This is a genomic window from Arthrobacter sp. fls2-241-R2A-200, from assembly GCF_030209745.1.
Lineage (GTDB): Bacteria > Actinomycetota > Actinomycetes > Actinomycetales > Micrococcaceae > Arthrobacter.
This window is the reverse complement of sequence record NZ_JARVRJ010000002.1, coordinates 160,800-180,038: the sequence shown is the minus strand read 5'-3', so window position 1 is coordinate 180,038 and position 19,239 is coordinate 160,800. Positions and strand designations below refer to the sequence as shown.

The 19,239-nt window shown below is 62.5% G+C and carries 15 protein-coding genes and 1 riboswitch; of the genes, 14 read left to right on the top strand and 1 reads right to left on the bottom strand.

What is annotated here, in order from left to right; all coding sequences use genetic code 11:
- The first annotated feature begins 56 nt into the window (after nt 1-56).
- The 5 genes from QRN42_RS02995 (at nt 57) to ndk (ending at nt 6,769) form a co-directional block, all read left to right on the top strand.
- A complete protein-coding gene (locus QRN42_RS02995) occupies nt 57-836 on the top strand; it encodes an SDR family oxidoreductase (protein ID WP_284978018.1) in 780 nt (259 codons plus the stop codon).
- Between the two features lie 319 nt (nt 837-1,155).
- The gene (gene ileS, locus QRN42_RS02990) at nt 1,156-4,488 is read left to right on the top strand and encodes an isoleucine--tRNA ligase (protein ID WP_284978017.1); all 3,333 of its coding nucleotides are present in this window, start codon (nt 1,156-1,158) and stop codon (nt 4,486-4,488) included.
- 3 nt (nt 4,489-4,491) lie between these two features.
- Nucleotides 4,492-5,853 (top strand): bifunctional folylpolyglutamate synthase/dihydrofolate synthase, encoded by a 1,362-nt coding sequence (locus QRN42_RS02985; RefSeq protein WP_284978016.1) that lies wholly within the window; start codon nt 4,492-4,494, stop codon nt 5,851-5,853.
- A gap of 2 nt (nt 5,854-5,855) precedes the next feature.
- Nucleotides 5,856-6,308 carry a DUF4233 domain-containing protein gene (locus QRN42_RS02980; RefSeq protein ID WP_284978015.1) on the top strand — a complete coding sequence of 151 codons (453 nt, stop codon included), beginning with the start codon at nt 5,856-5,858 and terminating at the stop codon, nt 6,306-6,308.
- Nucleotides 6,309-6,349: 41 nt separating this feature from the next.
- Nucleotides 6,350-6,769: a nucleoside-diphosphate kinase gene (ndk, locus tag QRN42_RS02975; RefSeq protein WP_261607945.1), complete on the top strand. Its 420-nt coding sequence runs from the start codon at nt 6,350-6,352 to the stop codon at nt 6,767-6,769.
- A gap of 86 nt (nt 6,770-6,855) precedes the next feature.
- On the opposite strand, the gene QRN42_RS02970 is transcribed toward ndk, so the two are convergent.
- On the bottom strand, nt 6,856-7,539 hold the full coding sequence (locus QRN42_RS02970; RefSeq protein WP_284978014.1) for a vitamin K epoxide reductase family protein: 684 nt from the start codon (nt 7,537-7,539) through the stop codon (nt 6,856-6,858).
- Nucleotides 7,540-8,007: 468 nt separating this feature from the next.
- Between QRN42_RS02970 and QRN42_RS02965 the strand changes: the two genes are divergently transcribed.
- The 9 genes from QRN42_RS02965 to nadD all read left to right on the top strand — a co-directional run bounded on the left by QRN42_RS02965 (nt 8,008) and on the right by nadD (nt 19,238).
- The gene (locus QRN42_RS02965) at nt 8,008-11,217 is read left to right on the top strand and encodes a ribonuclease E/G (protein ID WP_284978013.1); all 3,210 of its coding nucleotides are present in this window, start codon (nt 8,008-8,010) and stop codon (nt 11,215-11,217) included.
- 120 nt (nt 11,218-11,337) lie between these two features.
- Nucleotides 11,338-11,435: riboswitch (TPP riboswitch) on the top strand.
- Complete coding sequence (thiD, locus tag QRN42_RS02960; RefSeq protein WP_284978012.1) at nt 11,425-12,945, top strand: bifunctional hydroxymethylpyrimidine kinase/phosphomethylpyrimidine kinase; 1,521 nt, start codon at nt 11,425-11,427, stop codon at nt 12,943-12,945. It overlaps the preceding riboswitch by 11 nt.
- Before the next feature lie 396 nt (nt 12,946-13,341).
- A complete protein-coding gene (gene rplU, locus QRN42_RS02955; RefSeq protein ID WP_284976517.1) occupies nt 13,342-13,650 on the top strand; it encodes a 50S ribosomal protein L21 in 309 nt (102 codons plus the stop codon).
- A gap of 59 nt (nt 13,651-13,709) precedes the next feature.
- A complete protein-coding gene (rpmA, locus tag QRN42_RS02950; protein ID WP_003803426.1) occupies nt 13,710-13,973 on the top strand; it encodes a 50S ribosomal protein L27 in 264 nt (87 codons plus the stop codon).
- Between the two features lie 132 nt (nt 13,974-14,105).
- Entirely contained in the window at nt 14,106-15,692 is a 1,587-nt protein-coding gene (gene obgE / locus QRN42_RS02945; protein ID WP_284978011.1) for a GTPase ObgE, read from the top strand.
- Nucleotides 15,682-16,863, top strand: a complete 1,182-nt coding sequence (gene proB / locus QRN42_RS02940) for a glutamate 5-kinase (RefSeq protein ID WP_284978010.1) — start codon at nt 15,682-15,684, stop codon at nt 16,861-16,863. Before obgE ends, proB begins: the two co-directional genes overlap by 11 nt.
- Complete coding sequence (locus QRN42_RS02935; protein WP_284978009.1) at nt 16,860-18,242, top strand: glutamate-5-semialdehyde dehydrogenase; 1,383 nt, start codon at nt 16,860-16,862, stop codon at nt 18,240-18,242. The genes proB and QRN42_RS02935 overlap by 4 nt, the downstream gene beginning before the upstream one ends.
- 83 nt (nt 18,243-18,325) lie before the next feature.
- The gene (locus QRN42_RS02930; protein ID WP_284976477.1) at nt 18,326-18,559 is read left to right on the top strand and encodes a hypothetical protein; all 234 of its coding nucleotides are present in this window, start codon (nt 18,326-18,328) and stop codon (nt 18,557-18,559) included.
- Nucleotides 18,492-19,238 (top strand): nicotinate-nucleotide adenylyltransferase, encoded by a 747-nt coding sequence (gene nadD / locus QRN42_RS02925; protein ID WP_502869475.1) that lies wholly within the window; start codon nt 18,492-18,494, stop codon nt 19,236-19,238. The genes QRN42_RS02930 and nadD overlap by 68 nt, the downstream gene beginning before the upstream one ends.
- The last annotated feature ends 1 nt before the right edge of the window (nt 19,239 follow it).

Below are 19,239 nucleotides of genomic sequence, written 5' to 3'. Positions count from 1 at the left end.
GCTGAATCTCATGGGTTAGCCAGCCGATGGCATTGTGCGCCGGATATGGTGGTTCCATGACTTTGCCTTCACACAACAACTCCGCAGCGTTGAACAAAACCGCCGTCGTCACGGGCGCCAGCACCGGCATCGGCGAGGCGACGGTCAGGGCCTTGGCCGACGCAGGATGGAAGGTATTCGCCGTGGCACGCAGGGCCGACCGGCTCCAGGCGCTAGGTACCCAGACCGGAGCGGTTCCGTTCGCGGCGGATATCACGCACGACGACGACGTCGCGGCCCTGCTCGCGGCAGTCACCGAAGCCGGAGGTGCCGACACCCTCATCAACATCGCCGGCGGCGCTCGTGGTGCGGACACCATCGCCAATGCCGATAGCGAAGATTGGGACTGGATGTACAAGGTGAACGTTCTGGGCACCATGAAGATCACCAGGGCCTTCCTGCCGATGCTGCGCAAGAACGGCGAGGGCACGGTCCTGAACCTGACTTCCACCGCTGCGCTCGCCGCGTACGAGGGCGGCGGCGGCTATAACGCCGCCAAGTTCGCCCAGCACGCCATGACCAATGCGCTGCGCTTGGAAGAAGTGGGCAACAACCTCAGGGTTATCGAAGTAGCACCAGGCTTGGTCTACACCGAGGAATTCGCACTAAACCGGCTCGGGGACAAAGAAGCAGCCGAAAAGGTCTACGCCGGGGTAGAGAAGCCGCTCACCGCCCAGGACGTAGCCGACGTCGTCAAGTACGCCGTCTCCTTGCCGCATCACATCAACTTGGACCACATCACCGTGCGCCCGGTTGCCCAAGCCGCCAACCATAAGCTGATCCGCAAAGAGGGCTAAAGCACCCCAGAAGGTTGCTGCCGGTGCAGGGGCGGCCGAGTAGAGTCCAACGCTCCGCTGCCGCTAGACTAAAAGGACCAGCTTCGACCCGGCCATCACCGGTGAGCTTCCGGAAGAACGGCACTGAACGCCCGGCGGGAAACCGCACGAGCATCCAGGCCAAGTAGAACCGGACGGGTAAGCCCGTCACAGCAGTAATGAGCGGCCGGATCGTCATGTTCCGGTAAGTGAGGTGGTACCGCGGTACCCGTGTCGCTGACAAGCGGCGCAGGAGCCGTCCTCGCATCCTGACAGTCCACCAGCTATCACAGGATATGAGATGACCCACTACCCCAAGGCCTCAGCGTCTTCTTCCGGCACGCACGGCGTGTCCGCTTCCGTGAAGTTCCCGGAAATCGAAGAACGCATCCTCAAATACTGGGATGAAGACGGCACCTTCCAAGCCAGCATCGACCAGCGCGACAGCGATCTTCCCGGTGGGGCGGCCGGCAGCAACGAATTCGTCTTCTACGACGGCCCTCCCTTCGCAAACGGCTTGCCCCACTACGGCCACCTGCTGACCGGCTACGCCAAAGACCTCGTCGGCCGCTACCAGACCCAGCGCGGCAAGCGCGTTGAGCGCCGCTTCGGGTGGGACACCCACGGGCTGCCGGCCGAGCTTGAAGCCATGAAGCAACTGGGCATGACGGACAAGACCCAGATCGAAGCCATGGGCATCGACAAGTTCAACGACGCCTGCCGTGCCTCCGTCATGAAGTACGCCAACGAATGGAAGGCCTACGTCACCCGCCAGGCCCGCTGGGTGGACTTCGAGAACGACTATAAGACCCTCAACGTCGAGTACATGGAGTCGGTCCTCTGGGCTTTCAAGCAGCTGCACGAGAAGGGCCTGACCTACAACGGCTACCGCGTCCTTCCGTACTGCTGGAAAGACGAGACACCGCTCTCCAACCATGAACTCCGCATGGATGATGATGTCTACAAGAATCGCCAGGACCAAACAGTCACAGTAACCTTCCCCATCAAGGCAGGGGAATCCGAACTTTCCAAGGAACTGGGCGGTGTGCAGGCGCTCGCCTGGACCACCACGCCCTGGACGCTCCCGACCAACGCTGCGCTCGCCGTCGGGCCTGACATCTCCTACGCGGTCTTGCCTGCGGGACCGAATGGCATCAAGGCCGCTTCGGCGGAGGCACCGGTCACGGGCAGCTTCTTGCTGGCTGCCGACCTCTTGGGGTCCTACGCCAAGGATTTGGGCTACGGTGACGGGGCCGACGGCGTGGCTGCCGCAGCGGGCGCTGTGACGGCCACCTACAAGGGTTCCGAGCTGGAAGGGCTCGAGTACGAGCCGCTGTGGGATGACTTTGCCGATACTGAAAAGTACGGCACCCAGAACGCTTGGCGCATCCTGGTGGCCGAGTACGTCACCACCACCGACGGTACGGGCATCGTTCACCAGGCTCCGGCCTACGGTGAGGATGACCAGAAGGTTTGTGAAGAAGCCGGAATTCCGGTGGTCCTGTCCGTGGACGAGGGCGCCAAATTCCTTCCCTTGTTCGCCCACGGCCGCCTCGCGGACATCGTCGGCCTGCAGGTCTTCGAAGCCAACAAGCCCATCACCCAGGTGCTCCGGGCCGACGGCCGCCTGGTCCGCCAGGCCAGCTATGAGCACAGCTACCCGCACTGCTGGCGCTGCCGGAACCCGCTGATCTACCGCGCTGTTTCCTCTTGGTATGTGGAAGTCACCAAGTTCAAGGACCGCATGTCCGAGCTGAACCAGGAGATCAACTGGATCCCGGGTAACGTCAAGGACGGCCAGTTCGGCAAGTGGCTGGAGAATGCCCGTGACTGGTCCATCAGCCGTAACAGGTACTGGGGTTCACCCATCCCCGTGTGGCAGTCCGATGACCCGGAGTACCCACGCACTGATGTCTATGGTTCGCTTGCCGACCTCCAAGCCGACTTTGGCCGCCTTCCGCTCAACAACGAGGGACAGGTGGATCTGCACCGCCCGTTCATCGACGAACTGACCCGGCCCAACCCGGACGATCCGCGGACACCGGAAGAGGGACAGTCCACCATGCGCCGCGTGGAGGATGTTCTGGATGTCTGGTTCGACTCGGGCTCCATGCCCTATGGCCAGGTGCACTACCCATTCCAGAACGAGGAGTGGTTCGACACCCACAACCCGGCCGACTTCATTGTGGAGTACATCGGCCAGACACGTGGCTGGTTCTACATGCTGCACATCCTGTCCACGGCGTTGTTCGACCGTCCGGCCTTCCGGAACGTCATCAGCCACGGCATCGTGCTGGGCTCCGATGGGCAGAAGATGTCCAAGAGCCTGCGGAACTACCCGGATGTGTCCGAGGTCCTGGACCGCGACGGCTCGGATGCTATGCGGTGGTTCCTCATGTCCAGTCCCATCCTCCGCGGTGGCAACTTGGTGGTCACCGAGCAGGGGATTCGGGACGGTGTCCGCCAGGTCATCCTTCCGCTGTGGAACGTGTACAGCTTCTTCACTCTGTACACGAATGCTGCCAACGGTGGGTCGGGTTACGACGCCAAGCTGCGGTACGACGGCTACGCCGACACCTTGGACCAGTACCTCATGGCCAACACCGGCGACCTGGTGCGCAACGTCACCGCCAACCTGGACAGCTACGACATCTCCGGGGCCTGCGACGAGTTGCGCAGTTACTTGGACATGCTGACCAACTGGTACGTGCGCCGCAGCCGCCAGCGCTTTTTCGATGAGGACGTTGACGCCTTCGATGCGCTGTACACCGCATTGGAGACCATCTGCCGCGTGGCGGCGTCGTTGCTGCCGTTGGTGACCGAGGAGATCTGGCGCGGCCTGACCGGTGGGCGTTCCGTGCACCTGGCCGACTGGCCTGACGATGCGCTGTTCCCCTCGGACGCCGACCTGGTCGAGGCCATGGACCGCGTTCAGCAGATCTGCTCCACGGGCTCGAGCCTGCGGAAGGGCGCCAACCTGCGCGTTCGGCTCCCGCTGCAGGAGCTCACGGTCGTGGCACCCGGCGCGGATGCGCTGAAAGGCTTCGCCGCCGTCGTCGCCGATGAACTAAACCTGCGTTCCGTGCGCCTGCTTGACGCCACTACGGCCTCGCCGGAGGAGTTTGGCATCCAGCAGAAGCTGGTGGTCAACGCCCGTGCCGCCGGCCCTCGGTTGGGCAAGAACGTGCAGCAGGCCATCAAGGGCTCCAAGTCCGGCGATTGGTCCGTCAATTACGCCGGTGTGGTTGTGGCCGGCGGGCTCGAGCTCGAGCCCCAGGAATACACGTTGGAGACCGTCGTGGCGGAAGCGTCCGACGGCGGTGCTGCCGCCAGCAAAGCGGTGGCCGTTTTGCCGGGCGGGGGTTTCGTGGTCCTCAACACGGAGGTCACTCCTGAACTCGCAGCAGAGGGCCTGGCCCGCGACATGGTCCGTGCCATCCAGCAAGCACGCAAGGATGCCGGGCTCAACGTCAGTGACCGCATCAGGACTTCGGTGGAGGCTGCCCAGGACGTTGTTGATGCCCTCAACGCCAATGCCGAACTGGTAAAAACCGAGACCCTGAGCCTCGAACTCGAGGTTCTGTTGGCCGGCGTCGACGAACCGCAGGTCACCGTGACCAAGGCAGGAGCCTGATCCATGACTGACGAATTCTCTGTTGAAAGTGTGTACGCGGAACTTTTGGGCCGCGCACCGGAAAACAAGATGGAACCCCGCCTTGCTCCGTTGTTCCGTGCCATGGACGTGCTGGGGGAGCCGAACAAGGCCTACCCGATCATCCACATCACAGGCACCAACGGAAAGACCTCCACTGCACGCATGATCGAGGCCGGGCTGCGTGCCCACGGCCTGAGCACGGGCCGCTACACCAGCCCGCACCTGTCCAAGGTGACGGAGCGGATCAGCATTGACGGCGAGCCGGTGCCGGACGTAACGTTCGTCCGGATCTGGGACGAGATCCGGCCGTATTTGGAAATCGTTGATAGCGAACTCGAAGCTAAAGGCGAGCCACGGTTGACCTACTTCGAGTGCCTGACCATTCTCGGATTTGCTGTTTTTGCTGACCAGCCCGTAAATGTAGCGGTCATAGAGGTGGGCCTTGGGGGCATCACTGATGCCACCAATGTCGGTGACGGCCAGGTCTCCGTCATTACGCCGATTTCCCTGGACCACACCGAGCTTTTGGGCGACACCACCGAGGACATTGCTTACGAGAAAGCCGGCATTATCAAGCCGGGCGGCTTCCTGGTGAGCGCGGCCCAGCCGGTGGACGCGGCGCAGGTCCTTCTGGAAAAGGCCCGTGAGGTGGATGTGCCTTTCCGCTTCGAGGGTGTTGAGTTCGGAGTGGAGTCACGCAGCGTCGCTGTTGGGGGACAGGTGCTGACCATCCAGGGACTCGCCGGGCGCTATGAGGACCTCTTGCTGCCGCTCCATGGAGCGCACCAAGCCGAGAACGCCGCTGTTGCCGTGGCCGCCCTGGAAGCATTCTTCGGCGGGGGAGAGAAAGAGCTCGACGGCGAAGTCCTCAGGGAGGCGTTTGGTACCGTCACCTCGCCGGGCAGGTTGGAAGTAGTGCGAACCGCCCCCACCGTGGTGGTGGACGCGGCCCACAATCCGGAGGGAATCCGTGTTTCTGCGGAGGCAATCCAAGAGGCCTTCAGTTTCAGCAAGCTCGTTGTGGTTGTCGGGGTCCTGCGCGAGAAGGACGCCGAGGAAATCCTGAAGACCCTGAAGGAATCCCTTGGCGGCCTCGCCGAGGAATTCTGCTTCACCCAGTCGAACTCGGCCCGCGCCGTACCCGCAGCGGAACTGGCTGAGCTCGCCGTCGACCTCGGCTTCGGCGAGGACAATGTGCATATCGCCGAGAAGCTCGACGACGCCCTTGAATGGGCCGTTGAGCGCGCAGAATCCAATGACGACCTCGCTGGCGGCGTCCTGGTGACCGGCTCGATCACGGTTGTTGCCGAGGCTCGGATCCTTCTCGGAAAGGCCGGCGCCTGACCATGGTGAAAATGACCAAAGCACAGCGTGAGTGGCGCCCGGGTATGCCCAAGAAGCGACGCTCCACCAAAGTGATGTTCGCTTCCACCGTCCTCCTGCTCGAAGCCTTTGTGGCGTTCTTCGGAACGCTCGTGGTCTTTGGCCTGAAGCGGGGCGAAGTGAATCCAGCGATCATCCTTGGGGTCGGCATAGCCTTGGCGGTGGTGTTGATCGCGGCGTGCGCCGTGTTGTCCCGCCCGTGGGGGATCGCCGTCGGCTGGATTTTGCAGGTAGTGCTGATCCTGACCGGTTTGGCTGAGCCCACCATGTTCGTGGTTGGAATCCTCTTCGCGATCTGCTGGTGGTACGGGATCCGGACCGGGATCAGGATCGACCGGGAAGTGGCACAGCGGGATCGGGAACAAGCGGAATGGACCGCTGCCCACAATGACGGGACTGACCCGCAAACCCCGTAAACTGGCTGGGAAACCCACTAACCAACCGTATTGGAGCAACTGTGAGCATTGAACGGACCCTTGTCCTGGTCAAGCCCGACGGCGTCGCCCGCAACTTGAGTGGCAGCATCCTGGCCCGGATCGAAGCCAAGGGCTACACCTTGGCAGAGTTGAAGAAGGTCAACGCAACCCGCGAACTGCTGGAACAGCACTATGAGGAACACGTGGGCAAGCCGTTCTACGAGCCACTGGTTGAATTCATGCTGAGCGGCCCGGTCATCGCTGCCGTCTTCGAGGGGCATCGCGTGATCGAAGGCTTCCGTTCGCTGGCAGGGACCACGGACCCGACGACGGCGGCACCCGGCACCATTCGCGGTGACTTCGGCCGTGACTGGGGCCTGGCCGTCCAGCAGAACCTGGTCCACGGCTCAGATTCGGTCGAATCCGCCGAGCGTGAGATCAAGATCTGGTTCGCAAGCTAAAAACACTTTTCCAGATGACAGTAAAGGCCAATGTTCACGACGAACATTGGCCTTTACTGTCACCTCGCGGGCAATTTTCGGAGGGGTCAGTAACCGGAGGTGCCGGCAAACACGTGGAGGAAAGCGAAGAAGATCGTGGCGATGACGGCTACGTAAAGCAGCGCCACGATGATCCACCCTGTATCGCCGAGCAGTTTTACCAGACCGGCAGGAGCCGGGATGACTCCGTGGGAGATGTTCCGGATGGTCACCCAGACAAACAAGGGGATCATGATGGACCAGACCACCATGCAGAGCGGGCAAAGTATGTTGATGACGTACAGGGCTTGGGACCATAGCCATACAACGAAGATGAACCCGAGGGTCACACCTGTTTGCAGGCCCAACCAGTACCAGCGCGCGAACTTTGCACCGGCCAGAAGTCCCATGGCGGTGGTGATGATGATGGCGAAAGCAACGATTCCGATGAACATGTTGGGGAATCCGAACACCGAGCTCTGCGGCGTCTTCATCACTTCCCCGCAGGAAACCCAGGGATTCACATCGCAGACGGTGATGTGGTTGGGGTCCTTGAGCACATCGAGCTTTTCCAAGACCAAGTCCCCGGATGCGAGCCAACCGATAATGCCCGTAATGAGCAACAGCCAGCCAAACGGCTTATCCCGAACCATCCGGGGCAGCGACTTCGATGCCGGCTCAGCTTGGCTGGACGTGTTTTCTGCCCTCGTGGAAGCTTGATTGCCCAGGTTTTCCCTGGCGGTGCTTGGCATCGCGGATGTAGTCCTTTTCAAAAAGTGGCCCGGCCTGCCCCGGAACGGCTCTTGGGAGGATTCTAGCCGTAGAGGCTGGGGGCAACCCCGGGGCATGCAGAGCCAGGCGACACAGCGGGCTTCCGTTGATATACGTGGTGATGTGAGAGAATGAACATGGCTGGAAGCCGATCCACATGCGGGTTCCGGTCCGGTGGCTTGTTCCCAAGACCGCCAGCATGAGCAGGGCATGCCCGGATCTGGTGATCCTCGGTAGGCCCGCCAGAACGCTGGACGGCACCTGGTTGTTAAAGCAAAACAACGGGTTTCGGAGCAAAACTACCGGCCTTCGAGGGCTGCCGCACCCCAATGATGGTGCGAACCGGAAGGCATACTACTGACTTCTGTCAACGCCTGCGGGTTTTGACAATAAATGCCCCACCGGGCGCCGGATGTGGCGGTGTCGCTGGGGCAGGAGCGTTGCCACATATGGATAATGACCAAGTTGTAGCTGTTAACGACGAAGCAACCCCCTCGGAAACCGCGGACGTGCCTAAGAAAGCCACCCGGTCCCGCCGCAAGGCTGTGCCAAAGGCGACAGTAGAGGCCGCCGCGGACTCGGCGACGGAAACACCGGTCGTCGAGGCTGGGGCCGAGGAGCCTGTTGCCGAGGCCCCCGCGCCCGTTCGCAGGACAAGGTCCCGCAAGAAGGCTGAACCCACTGAGCCATTGCCTGGCTTGGGCGAGGAAGCCGCCGTCGTGCCCGAAGCTGCTGCCGAATCCCAGCCGGAAGCGCCTGCTGACGCTGCCCCCGAAAAGCCTGTACGCCGTCGTCGGACCGCAAAGCCCAAGGTCGAGGCCGCAGAGGCGCCCGTAGCCGAAGAAGCTGCCCCTGAAGGGGCGGCCGAAATAACGACGCCGACTGCAGCAGACACGCAGGCACCGGCACCAGAGCAGACCCCCGCCCCGGAACAGGAAGCAGCACAGGAACAGGAACTAACACAGGAGCAGGAACCAACTGCGTCCGCCTCGACGTCCCTCTTCCTTGAGCCGGTCTCCATCACGTCCATGATTTTCCAGGCCCCCGACCTGACGACCGTGCCGCGCGTTGCGACGCCGGAGGATAAGTCGATCGAACCGGAAGAAGCGGCTGAGACCGTGGCGGACGATGAGCTTGAAGATGCAGGCAGCCGCCGTCGTCGCCGCAGCCGTGGCCGCAGGGGCCGTCGGGGAACCGAACGGGACGAGAACGGCGCTCCCGAGGATTCCTCGGAGCCTGAGACCGACGATGAGGACGCCCCGGAAGCGGAAGCACTTGAGGAGGGCGTGACGTCGCGTCGTCGTCGCCGTCGTCGCCGTGGCGACCAAGACCTCGAACTGACCGGTGGGACCGATGACGACCCGCCCAACACGGTGACACGGGTCCGCGCGCCGCGCCCGGTCACGGACACTGCTCCGTCCAACCGCGTCACCAGCGTCAAGGGATCCACGCGGCTTGAGGCCAAGAAGCAAAGGCGCCGTGAGTCCCGCGAGACCGGACGCCGCCGCCAGGTCATCACGGAGGCGGAGTTCCTTGCCCGCCGTGAGTCTGTGGACCGGCAAATGATCGTCCGTCAGCGCGACGACAGGATTCAGATTGCCGTCCTCGAGGATGGCGTGCTGGCTGAGCACTTCGTGTCCAAAACCCAGCAGGACTCCCTGATCGGGAACGTCTATCTGGGCAAGGTCCAGAACGTGCTGCCCTCCATGGAAGCTGCGTTTGTTGACATCGGACGCGGCCGGAATGCCGTGCTGTACGCAGGCGAGGTCAATTGGGACGCCGTCAACCTCGAAGGCCAACCCCGCAGGATCGAAAACGCGCTGAAGTCCGGTGACTCCGTGCTGGTCCAGGTGACCAAGGACCCGGTGGGCCACAAGGGCGCCAGGCTGACGAGCCAGATTTCCCTGCCCGGGCGCTACCTGGTGTACGTGCCGGGCGGTTCGATGACCGGTATCTCACGCAAGCTTCCCGACGTCGAACGCAACCGCCTCAAGCGGATCCTGAAGGACCGCTTGCCCGAACACGCCGGCGTCATCGTCCGGACAGCTGCCGAGGGAGCCTCGGAAGAAGAGTTGACCCATGACATCAACCGCTTGCGCGCACAGTGGGATGGCATCGAGGGCCAAGCGTCCTCAACCAAGGTTTTGGCGCCGGAACTGCTCTACGGCGAACCGGACCTCACTATTAAGGTTGTTCGCGACGTCTTCAACGAGGACTTCTCCAAGCTGATTGTCTCGGGCGACGACGCATGGGACACCATCGAGGCCTACGTGACCTACGTTGCGCCTGACTTGGTGGGACGGTTGGAAAAGTGGACCAAGGACCAGGATATTTTTGCTGCCTGGCGCATCGACGAACAGATCCACAAGGCACTCGAGCGCAAGGTCTTCCTCCCCTCCGGTGGCTCTTTGGTCATCGACCGCACCGAGGCGATGACCGTGGTGGACGTCAACACCGGCAAGTTCACCGGCAGCGGCGGAAACCTTGAGGAAACGGTCACCAAGAACAACCTCGAAGCTGCTGAAGAAGTAGTGCGCCAGCTACGCCTGCGGGACATCGGCGGCATTATCGTGATCGACTTCATCGACATGGTGCTGGAGTCCAACCGTGACTTGGTTCTCCGGCGCATGGTGGAGTGCCTCGGGCGGGACCGTACCAAGCACCAAGTGGCAGAGGTGACTTCCCTCGGGCTGGTCCAGATGACCCGCAAACGCATGGGAACCGGCCTCCTTGAGGTCTTTGGCGAGCAGTGTGAACACTGCGCCGGCCGTGGCATCGTGACCCATGACGAACCTGTGGAACACCGCCGCGCCAACGTGGTGGCAGCCGAGCATCACCGGCCGAGCGCCGAGGCCCAACCTCCCGCTGCCCGGACCGATCGCAAGCGTCGCCGCGGCAAGGGTGGGGGACAAGGGCCAGCGGAAGCCGCTGTTCCAGCCCACATGCCTGCGCCGGCACCTTCGGCACCCACGGAAAGCCAGGACCCGGTGCGCCAAGCCAAGGCGGAGGCCACAAGGGCGGCGCTGGCAACTATCGCAGCTGCGGCACATGCCGCGCACCTGCACGACGACGAGGTTCACCGCACCGAGGAGCTGGCGCATCGCCAAGGCGAATCCGGCGAGCCCGTTTCGGGAACCACCCAGGCCGGGCTGCCCGATGCAGAGCCTGCCGCGAGCGACGTCTCCGAGACCCGTTCAACCCCGGTTCTGCGATTTGGCGGCGAGGAAGTCGCCCTTCCGTTCGTCGAACACCACGAGGAGCCAGTGGCAAAGCCAGCCATGAGCTTGGACCTTTTGGCTGAGGCTTTCTCTCATCTGGGAGACGCTCCGGCGTCCGCAGAACAAACACACGCAGGACAGGCACCCGCAGGACAGGAACCGGCTGAACAGGCCCCCGCCGCAGCGGAGCCCGAAACGTCGGCTCCCGCCCCGCAGCAGGATCTGGGCCGTGCGCCTGCTTCCGGGTCGCGCCGTGGCCGCCGTAACCGCAGCGCCAGCAGGGCCCAAGGTGCTGCCAACGAGACAAGCGTGGAGCACACAGTGGGCGCCGCTTCCGGCGGATCGGCCCACGAGGCAAAGGCTCCGGCCGAGCCCGCCAAGAAAGCTTCGTCGGATGAGCCCATCATCCTCGGAGTCGGCGTACCGGCGTCGGAACTGTAGCGCAAACACCTGAAGGACCCGGCAACTCCGCCTACGCGGAGTTGCCGGGTCCTTTGCGGTTCCGGTCGCGGTTCCGAGCACTTCCGAATTACACAGCGGCATGATTGGCCGTTAAGCTGGGGAACTGACACGGGGTGCCGGCATTAGGCCAGGCTGAGATCCAGACCCGTTGAACCTGTCCGGTTAGCACCGGCGAAGGGATGTCCCATGACAACGTCGCCATACCCTGCCGTTTACCCTTTGAACCTTTCGCGTCGCTCCATACCGCGCGTGCTGAGCATCGCGGGTTCCGATCCGTCCGGTGGCGCCGGGATTCAGGCGGACCTCAAGAGCATCGCTGCGCAGGGAGGCTATGGGATGGCGGCCATCACGGCTTTGACAGCACAGAACACCATGGGCGTCCGTGCCGTGCATGTCCCCCCTGTTGAGTTCTTGCGTCAACAGTTGGATGCCATCGGAGACGATATCGCCGTTGACGCCGTCAAGGTTGGCATGCTCGGCGACGTCGCTGTGATCAATGAGGTTCGGGCCTGGATCGAAAAGGCGCGTCCCGCCGTCGTGGTGATAGATCCGGTGATGGTTGCTTCCAGCGGTGACAGGCTCCTGCGCGAATCCTCAGAGTCAGCATTGCGGGAACTCCTGCCCCTGGCGGACCTCATTACCCCAAACCTCCCTGAGCTCGCCGTCCTGTTGGGGGAGCCCGAGGCAACGGACTGGGCTACGGCGCTGGACCAAGGCAAGCGCCTGGCCGCCGAGTACGGAAACACGGTGTTGGTCAAGGGAGGCCACCTGGCCGGTAGTGAATGCCCCGACGCCCTGGTCAACACCACGGGTCTCCTCGGCCAAGACGTCATCGAAGTAGCCGGCACCAGGGTGGAGACTGAAAACAGCCACGGGACCGGATGCTCGCTGTCATCGGCATTAGCCACAGTCCAGGTCCGCACCGGTAACTGGGAGGCCTCCCTGCGCGAAGTGAAACCATGGTTGCTTCAGGCGCTGGCTACGTCCGACGTCCTCGGCGTAGGCCACGGGAAAGGCCCTGTGCACCACTTCCACCATCTCCACACAGGGCTCCAGCAGGGGGAGTTTGCCAAAGTTCTGTGGCAGGAAGCGCTACCTGAATTGGAGGCGATTCACGGACTCAGCTTCATCCAGGGCCTCCAGTCCGGAGCGCTCGACGAAACGGAATTCACGTACTACCTCGCCCAGGACGCCCTCTACCTCAACGGCTACTCAAGGGTGCTGGCCCGGGCCGGCGCACTTGCCCCCACCGAGGAGGAGCAATTGTTCTGGGCCCGGGGATCGCAGATGTGCTTGGAGGTCGAGTCAGAGCTGCACAGGAACTGGTTGAGCACCAGGACGGCGACAACCATAACCGGGCCTGTCACCAAGTCCTACGTGGACCACCTGCTGGCCGCCACATCATCTGGCAGCTACGCAGTGGTGCTGGCCGCAGTGCTGCCCTGCTACTGGCTCTATGCCGAGGTGGGACAGCAGCTGCACTCGGCTTACATCGATGACGGCGCGAACCCCGCCCATCCATACGCAGCGTGGCTGGCTACCTACGCAGATGAAGGTTTTGCCGCGGCCACCCGGAAGGCCATCGACTTCACCGACGCAGCGGCGTCGGCAGCTTCCCCCCGCGAACGCGAGGCCATGGTGGAGGCGTTTAGGCAGTCCTGCCGGTACGAGACAGCTTTCTTTGACGCGCCCAGGCTCTACTCCTGAAGAAACAGCGGGAAGGTTTTTCGACGGCGCACGGGCTTTCCGACGGCGCGCGGGCTTTCCCACGGCGCGCCGGGGCGTTGAATCGTCCGAATGGTCAATCACCCTGTAGGCTAGACGGGCACGGTGCCGGGAGAGTCCGATACCACTGGTGATGCGGGTCACGGGGTAGCCTCCGGACCCGGCCTCATTTGCAGCTGAAGGTCAAACTAGCGTAATCTTGATCTTCGGTGCTTACGCCAACACTTGGGTTATGCCCCTTGGAATTGTTCATGGGATGACTCGCGGGCTTCGATCAGAAGTCCACGGCGTTGAGGCACAGCGCGAACCAAGCCTGATTCCAGTTAAAGGTTCCGCACGCAAATTTAGTAAGAAACGTCGAGAGAAGTGAGTGCCCAAGTGGTGTACGCGATTGTCCGCGCAGGCGGCCGCCAAGAAAAAGTTTCCGTTGGAGACTACGTAACGCTGAACCGCGTCCCCGGTGGAGCTGGCAGCACGCTTGAGCTGCCCGCCTTGCTGCTGGTTGACGGCGACAAGGTCACGTCCGCTGCTGCGGACCTGGCCAAGGTCACGGTTACGGCTGAGATCCTTGAGGACCTCCGTGGCCCCAAGATCGTCATCCAGAAGTTCAAGAACAAGACCGGCTACAAGAAGCGCCAGGGTCACCGTCAGGAACTGACCAAGATCAAGATCACGAGCATCGCGTAACTTTCGTTACTCTGTTCAGATTTTCAGTTTCCCCAGAAATTTAGAGGCAGGCATTCCAAATGGCACACAAAAAAGGCGCGAGTTCCACTCGCAACGGTCGTGACTCCAACGCACAGTACCTGGGCGTCAAGCGCTTCGGTGGTCAGGTAGTTTCGGCCGGCGAAATCATCGTTCGCCAGCGTGGGACCCACTTCCACCCCGGCGCAGGCGTCGGTCGCGGTGGCGACGACACCCTGTTCGCATTGCAGGCAGGTGCTGTCGAGTTTGGTACTCGCCGTGGCCGTCGCGTAGTGAACATTGTTGCTGCTGCAGCTGCAGAGTAACAACAAGATCTGAACCGGTGGGGCGGGCCAATGGGCCCGCTCCACCGTTCTTTTAACCGCATTACAATCGACTAGGACGCTCCGGCGTGCTGGTATGCAACAGCGCTGGGAACAGCAATTGAGGAGATCCACGTGGCGAGCTTTGTAGACCGGGTAGTCCTGCACGTATCCGGCGGTACCGGCGGCCACGGCTGTGTCTCTGTTAAGCGGGAAAAATTCAAGCCGCTCGGCGGTCCCGACGGCGGTAACGGCGGCAACGGCGGTGACGTGATCCTTCGCGTTTCCTCCCAAACCACCACGCTGCTTGACTACCACCATGCGCCTCACCGCCACGCCACCAACGGTGGTCCGGGCATGGGTGACTGGCGCGGTGGCAAGAACGGTGAAACCCTGATCCTCCCTGTTCCGGATGGAACTGTGGTCAAGAACAAGGACGGCGAAGTCCTGGCCGACCTCGTCGGTGAGGGCACTGAATACGTTGCTGCGGCCGGTGGCCAGGGCGGCCTTGGTAACGCATCCCTGTCGTCGCAGAAGCGCCGCGCTCCGGGTTTTGCGTTGCTTGGTATTGAAGGCGAATCCAGCGACATCGTCCTGGAACTGAAGTCCATTGCCGATATTGCCTTGGTCGGGTTCCCCTCCGCGGGCAAGTCGAGCCTGATTGCGGCCATGTCTGCTGCGCGGCCCAAAATCGCCGATTACCCTTTCACCACACTGATCCCGAACCTTGGTGTTGTCCAGGCCGGAGAAGTCCGCTTCACCATTGCCGATGTGCCCGGATTGATCGAGGGCGCCAGCGAGGGAAAGGGCCTGGGGCACAATTTCCTGCGCCACGTGGAGCGATGCGCCGCACTGGTGCATGTCCTTGACTGCGGCACCTTGGAAGCTGACCGCGACCCGCTGTCGGATCTCGCCGTCATCGAGGCTGAGCTCGACAAGTACGCAGTGGACATGAGCTACGCCGGTGTTGACGGCGAGGTGATTCCCCTCAACGAGCGACCCAAGCTGGTGGTCCTCAACAAGGTGGACCTTCCCGACGGCAAAGACATGGCCGAGTTCGTCCGGCCGGACCTTGAAGCCCGTGGGTATCGCGTATTCGAAGTATCCGCGACCAGCCACGAAGGCTTGCGCCAGTTGGGCTTTGCCATGGCGGAGATCGTCCAGGCCGCACGCGACGCCGTAGCCGTGGCTCCTCCCAAAGTGGCACCTCCCGTCCTCCGGCCGAGGGCTGTCAACGAGTCCGGTTTCACCATCCGGCGCGAAGAAAAGAACCTCGAGCCCCTGTTCCGCGTCTTGGGCGAGAAGCCCGTGCGATGGGTCAAGCAGACCGACTTCACCAACGAGGAAGCCATCGGCTACCTCGCGGACAGGCTCGCCAAGCTCGGCGTCGAGTCTGAGCTGTTCAAGGTGGGGGCCAAGCCAGGAGACACTGTTGTCATCGGAGAAGAGGACGGCGTGGTCTTCGACTGGGAGCCCACCATGATGGCCGGAGCTGAGCTTCTAGCAACTCCTCGTGGAACCGACATCCGCGTGGCGGACATCGGGGATCGGCCCACGCGGTCGCAGAAACGCGACGAGCAAGTCGAACGTCGAGAGGCCAAAGCTGCCGCCCGCGCCGAGCTCGAAGCAGAGCGCAAGGCAGGCATCTGGACCGAATCCGTCAATGGCAGGCGAGGCCGTGCCCTCAAGGAGAGCGCCTTGGATTCCGGTGATGACGACTAGGACCCTCGGTACTCCCGGGACACCGCTGGCCCATGAGCGTGATGCGTTAGCTACTGCCAAGCGGATTGTGGTCAAGGTGGGGTCGTCCTCGCTGACCAGCATCAAGGGCGGTATCTCCGAGAAGTCGTTGACCGGTCTGGTCGATGCCCTCGCGGCCAAACGCAATGCCGGTACTGAGATCATCCTGGTCTCCTCCGGTGCTATTGCCGCTGGGCTGGCGCCCTTGGGCCTTGCAAAGCGCCCAAAGGACCTGGCCACCCAGCAGGCGGCGGCCAGCGTCGGGCAGGGGCTGTTGATGGCCCGATACACGCAGGCGTTCAGCGCCCACGGCGTCACTGTCAGCCAGGTCCTGCTGACCGCGGACGATCTCATGCGGCGCACGCAGCACACCAATGCCTTCCGGGCGCTGGATCGGCTGCTGAATCTCGGCGTCGTTCCGGTCGTCAATGAAAACGACACCGTGGCAACCCACGAAATCCGTTTCGGAGACAACGATCGCCTCGCCGCTTTGGTGGCCCACTTGGTCCGTGCCGACGCCTTGGTACTGCTGTCCGACGTCGACGCCCTTTATGACGGTCCGCCGGCCCACGGTGCGCAGCGTATCCCGCTGGTCCGCGGCCCGCAGGACCTCGAGGACGTGACCATCGGTAAGGCAGGGAAAGCCGGCGTTGGAACCGGTGGCATGATGACCAAAGTGCAGGCAGCATCGATCGCTGCCGGCTCGGGAATTCACGCATTGGTGACGTCCACGGCGAACGCTGCCGCTGCCCTCGCCGGCGAGGACGTCGGAACCTGGTTCGCCGTAAACGGCACCCGCAAGCCGGTCCGGCTCTTGTGGTTGGCCCACCTTGCCACGGTCCACGGCAGGTTAACGCTCGACGACGGCGCTGTGAAAGCCGTGCGCGATCGACACAGATCGCTCCTTCCGGCTGGAATTTCGGAGATCGCCGGTGAGTTCGAGGCCGGTGATCCTGTGGAAATGGTTGGACTCGATGGCGTGGTGCTCGGCCGGGGCCTGGTGAACTACTCCTCCGAAGAACTGCCGCGTATGCTGGGCCGCACCACCCAGGAGCTTGGCCAAGAGCTGGGACGTGGCTACGACCGTGAAGTTGTTCATGTTGACGACCTTGTACTCCTGCGGGCCGCACGCTCATCTAAACTGGGAGCATGACTGAAGCGCTGACTCCTGACTCCTTAGTGATTTCCGACGTTTCCGGTACCGCCAGCCTGACGCCGGAGGCTCCCGTGCTAAGCGGCAGTCCAGCGGCAGCTGCTGTTCCCTTGTCAGAGGCCGACGTTCAGGCTGCAGTTCACGCCATCGCCGATCGATCCCGTGTGGCAGCGCGACGCATGGCGCAGGCAAACCGTGCTTGGAAAGACCGCGCCCTGCATGCCATCGCTCAGGCGTTGCTCGAGGGCAAGCGCCACATTTTGGACTCCAACGCAAAGGATGTGGCCGCGGGACGAGCCAACGGGACGTCAGCGGCCCTCCTCGACCGGCTGACGCTGACCCCCGAGCGGATTGACCGCCTTGTTGCCGCTTTGGAAAACTTGGCGGGTTTGCCCGATCCGGTCGGCAATGTTGTGCGCGGACAAACGCTGCCCAATGGGCTGCGCCTGCGCCAAGTGAACGTACCCATGGGCGTGGTGGCAGCAATTTATGAGGCCCGTCCCAACGTCACCGTGGACATCGCCGGCTTGGCCCTCAAGAGCGGCAACGCAGTCATTCTCCGTGGTGGTTCCGCTGCTGCACACACCAATGAGGCCTTGGTGCAGGTTCTCCGGGACGCTTTGGAATCTGTGGGTCTCCCTGCGGACGCGGTCCAATCCATCGATCAATACGGTCGTGCCGGGGCCAATGTTTTGATGCGGGCGCGCGGCCTGGTGGATGTCCTTATTCCCCGGGGCGGACGGGACCTTATCCAGACCGTGGTAACCAACTCTGCCGTTCCCGTGATCGAGACCGGGGAAGGAAACGTCCATATCTTCATTGATGAGTCTGCCAACGAAGAAATGGCTGTCAACATCCTCCTGAACGCCAAAACCCAGCGGCCCAGCGTCTGTAACACCGTCGAGACGCTTCTGGTCCACTCAGGCTCTACCGTTCTGCCCGCCGTGGCCGCGGCCCTGCGGTCTGCGGGTGTGACTTTGCATGTGGATGCGCGAACAGCTGCCGCCTTGGGCCCGAACGTGGAAACGGTTCCGGCCGACGACGACGATTGGGCCACCGAATACATGGACCTGGACCTCGCGGTGGCCATGGTGGACAGCCTGGATGAAGCGGTTGGGCACATCCGGAAATGGACCACCGGCCACACTGAGGCGATCCTGACCAACAATTTGGCCAATGCCGAGAAGTTCATCGCGGACATCGACTCGGCCGCCGTGATCGTGAACGCTTCCACGCGCTTCACAGATGGCGGCGAGCTGGGGCTGGGCGCGGAAGTGGGCATTTCAACGCAGAAGCTTCACGCACGTGGACCGATGGGCTTGACAGAGTTGACCACCACCAAGTGGATCGTCCAGGGCGAAGGCCAAGTCCGCGGCTAGTGACGCGGTAACATAGAAGTTAAGCCAGACGACGGCGGGAGGTTCCGCCGTCGTACACCATTGATAACCAACTAGGGGAGAAGATGCTGTTTCAGCAGATCGCCACGTCCATTGCGCAGGCGGAGACCGCCCATGAGCAACCCGCCCCCCTCTGGGCCGAGCCGTGGGTCTTTGGCGTTTCGATGTTCGCAATCTTTTTGGTTTTGATGTTCGTTGCCCTTTCCTATACCAACCTGGGCAACCGCCACGATGCTGTGGAAGAGCACTCCGATCCGCATCGCCAGCACCCCAACAAGCACACCCACAAGGGCCACTGAAATTATCGCCGCAACACCGCGCGCGGAGTCGGGGCCCAGGCTTCGGCTGGGCGTGATGGGTGGAACGTTTGATCCCATCCATCACGGCCACCTCGTGGCTGCAAGTGAAGTTGCAGCCAAGTTTGACCTCGATGAAGTGGTTTTCGTGCCCACTGGCCAGCCGTGGCAAAAGTCTCACAAGCTTGTCAGCGAGCCAGAGCACCGTTACTTGATGACGGTCATCGCCACCGCCTCGAATCCCCGTTTCACGGTGAGCCGGGTAGACGTCGATCGTCCGGGCCCGACCTTCACCATTGACACACTCCGGGACCTGCGCCAGCTGCGGCCGGACGCCGATCTGTTCTTCATCACCGGCGCTGATGCCTTGGCTCAGATCCTGTCATGGAAAGACGTTGACGAGCTGTGGTCCTTGGCCCACTTTGTGGGGGTAACCCGGCCTGGGCATGAATTGAACGACCTCGGGAGGACTGATGACGTCAGCTTGCTCGAGGTCCCTGCCATGGCTATCTCTTCCACCGATTGCCGCATTCGTGTAGGGGCGGGCAATCCAGTCTGGTACCTTGTGCCGGACGGGGTGGTCCAGTACATCGCGAAGTACGGCTTGTACGCGGATGGCCCCCATTCGGGAGAACTGTCAGCGGTATTGTCCGGACCAGAAGACCAAGCACGCACTGAATGAG

Excerpts from the sequence above, each read along its gene's own strand:
- QRN42_RS02995 (WP_284978018.1), top strand. The coding sequence starts at position 57 with ATGACTTTGCCTTCACACAACAACTCCGCAGCGTTGAACAAAACCGCC.
- ileS (WP_284978017.1), top strand. The coding sequence starts at position 1,156 with ATGACCCACTACCCCAAGGCCTCAGCGTCTTCTTCCGGCACGCACGGC.
- QRN42_RS02985 (WP_284978016.1), top strand. The coding sequence starts at position 4,492 with ATGACTGACGAATTCTCTGTTGAAAGTGTGTACGCGGAACTTTTGGGC.
- QRN42_RS02980 (WP_284978015.1), top strand. The coding sequence starts at position 5,856 with ATGGTGAAAATGACCAAAGCACAGCGTGAGTGGCGCCCGGGTATGCCC.
- QRN42_RS02970 (WP_284978014.1), bottom strand. The coding sequence starts at position 7,539 with ATGCCAAGCACCGCCAGGGAAAACCTGGGCAATCAAGCTTCCACGAGG.
- QRN42_RS02965 (WP_284978013.1), top strand. The coding sequence starts at position 8,008 with ATGGATAATGACCAAGTTGTAGCTGTTAACGACGAAGCAACCCCCTCG.
- thiD (WP_284978012.1), top strand. The coding sequence starts at position 11,425 with ATGACAACGTCGCCATACCCTGCCGTTTACCCTTTGAACCTTTCGCGT.
- rpmA (WP_003803426.1), top strand. The coding sequence starts at position 13,710 with ATGGCACACAAAAAAGGCGCGAGTTCCACTCGCAACGGTCGTGACTCC.
- proB (WP_284978010.1), top strand. The coding sequence starts at position 15,682 with ATGACGACTAGGACCCTCGGTACTCCCGGGACACCGCTGGCCCATGAG.
- QRN42_RS02935 (WP_284978009.1), top strand. The coding sequence starts at position 16,860 with ATGACTGAAGCGCTGACTCCTGACTCCTTAGTGATTTCCGACGTTTCC.
- QRN42_RS02930 (WP_284976477.1), top strand. The coding sequence starts at position 18,326 with ATGCTGTTTCAGCAGATCGCCACGTCCATTGCGCAGGCGGAGACCGCC.
- nadD (WP_502869475.1), top strand. The coding sequence starts at position 18,492 with ATGCTGTGGAAGAGCACTCCGATCCGCATCGCCAGCACCCCAACAAGC.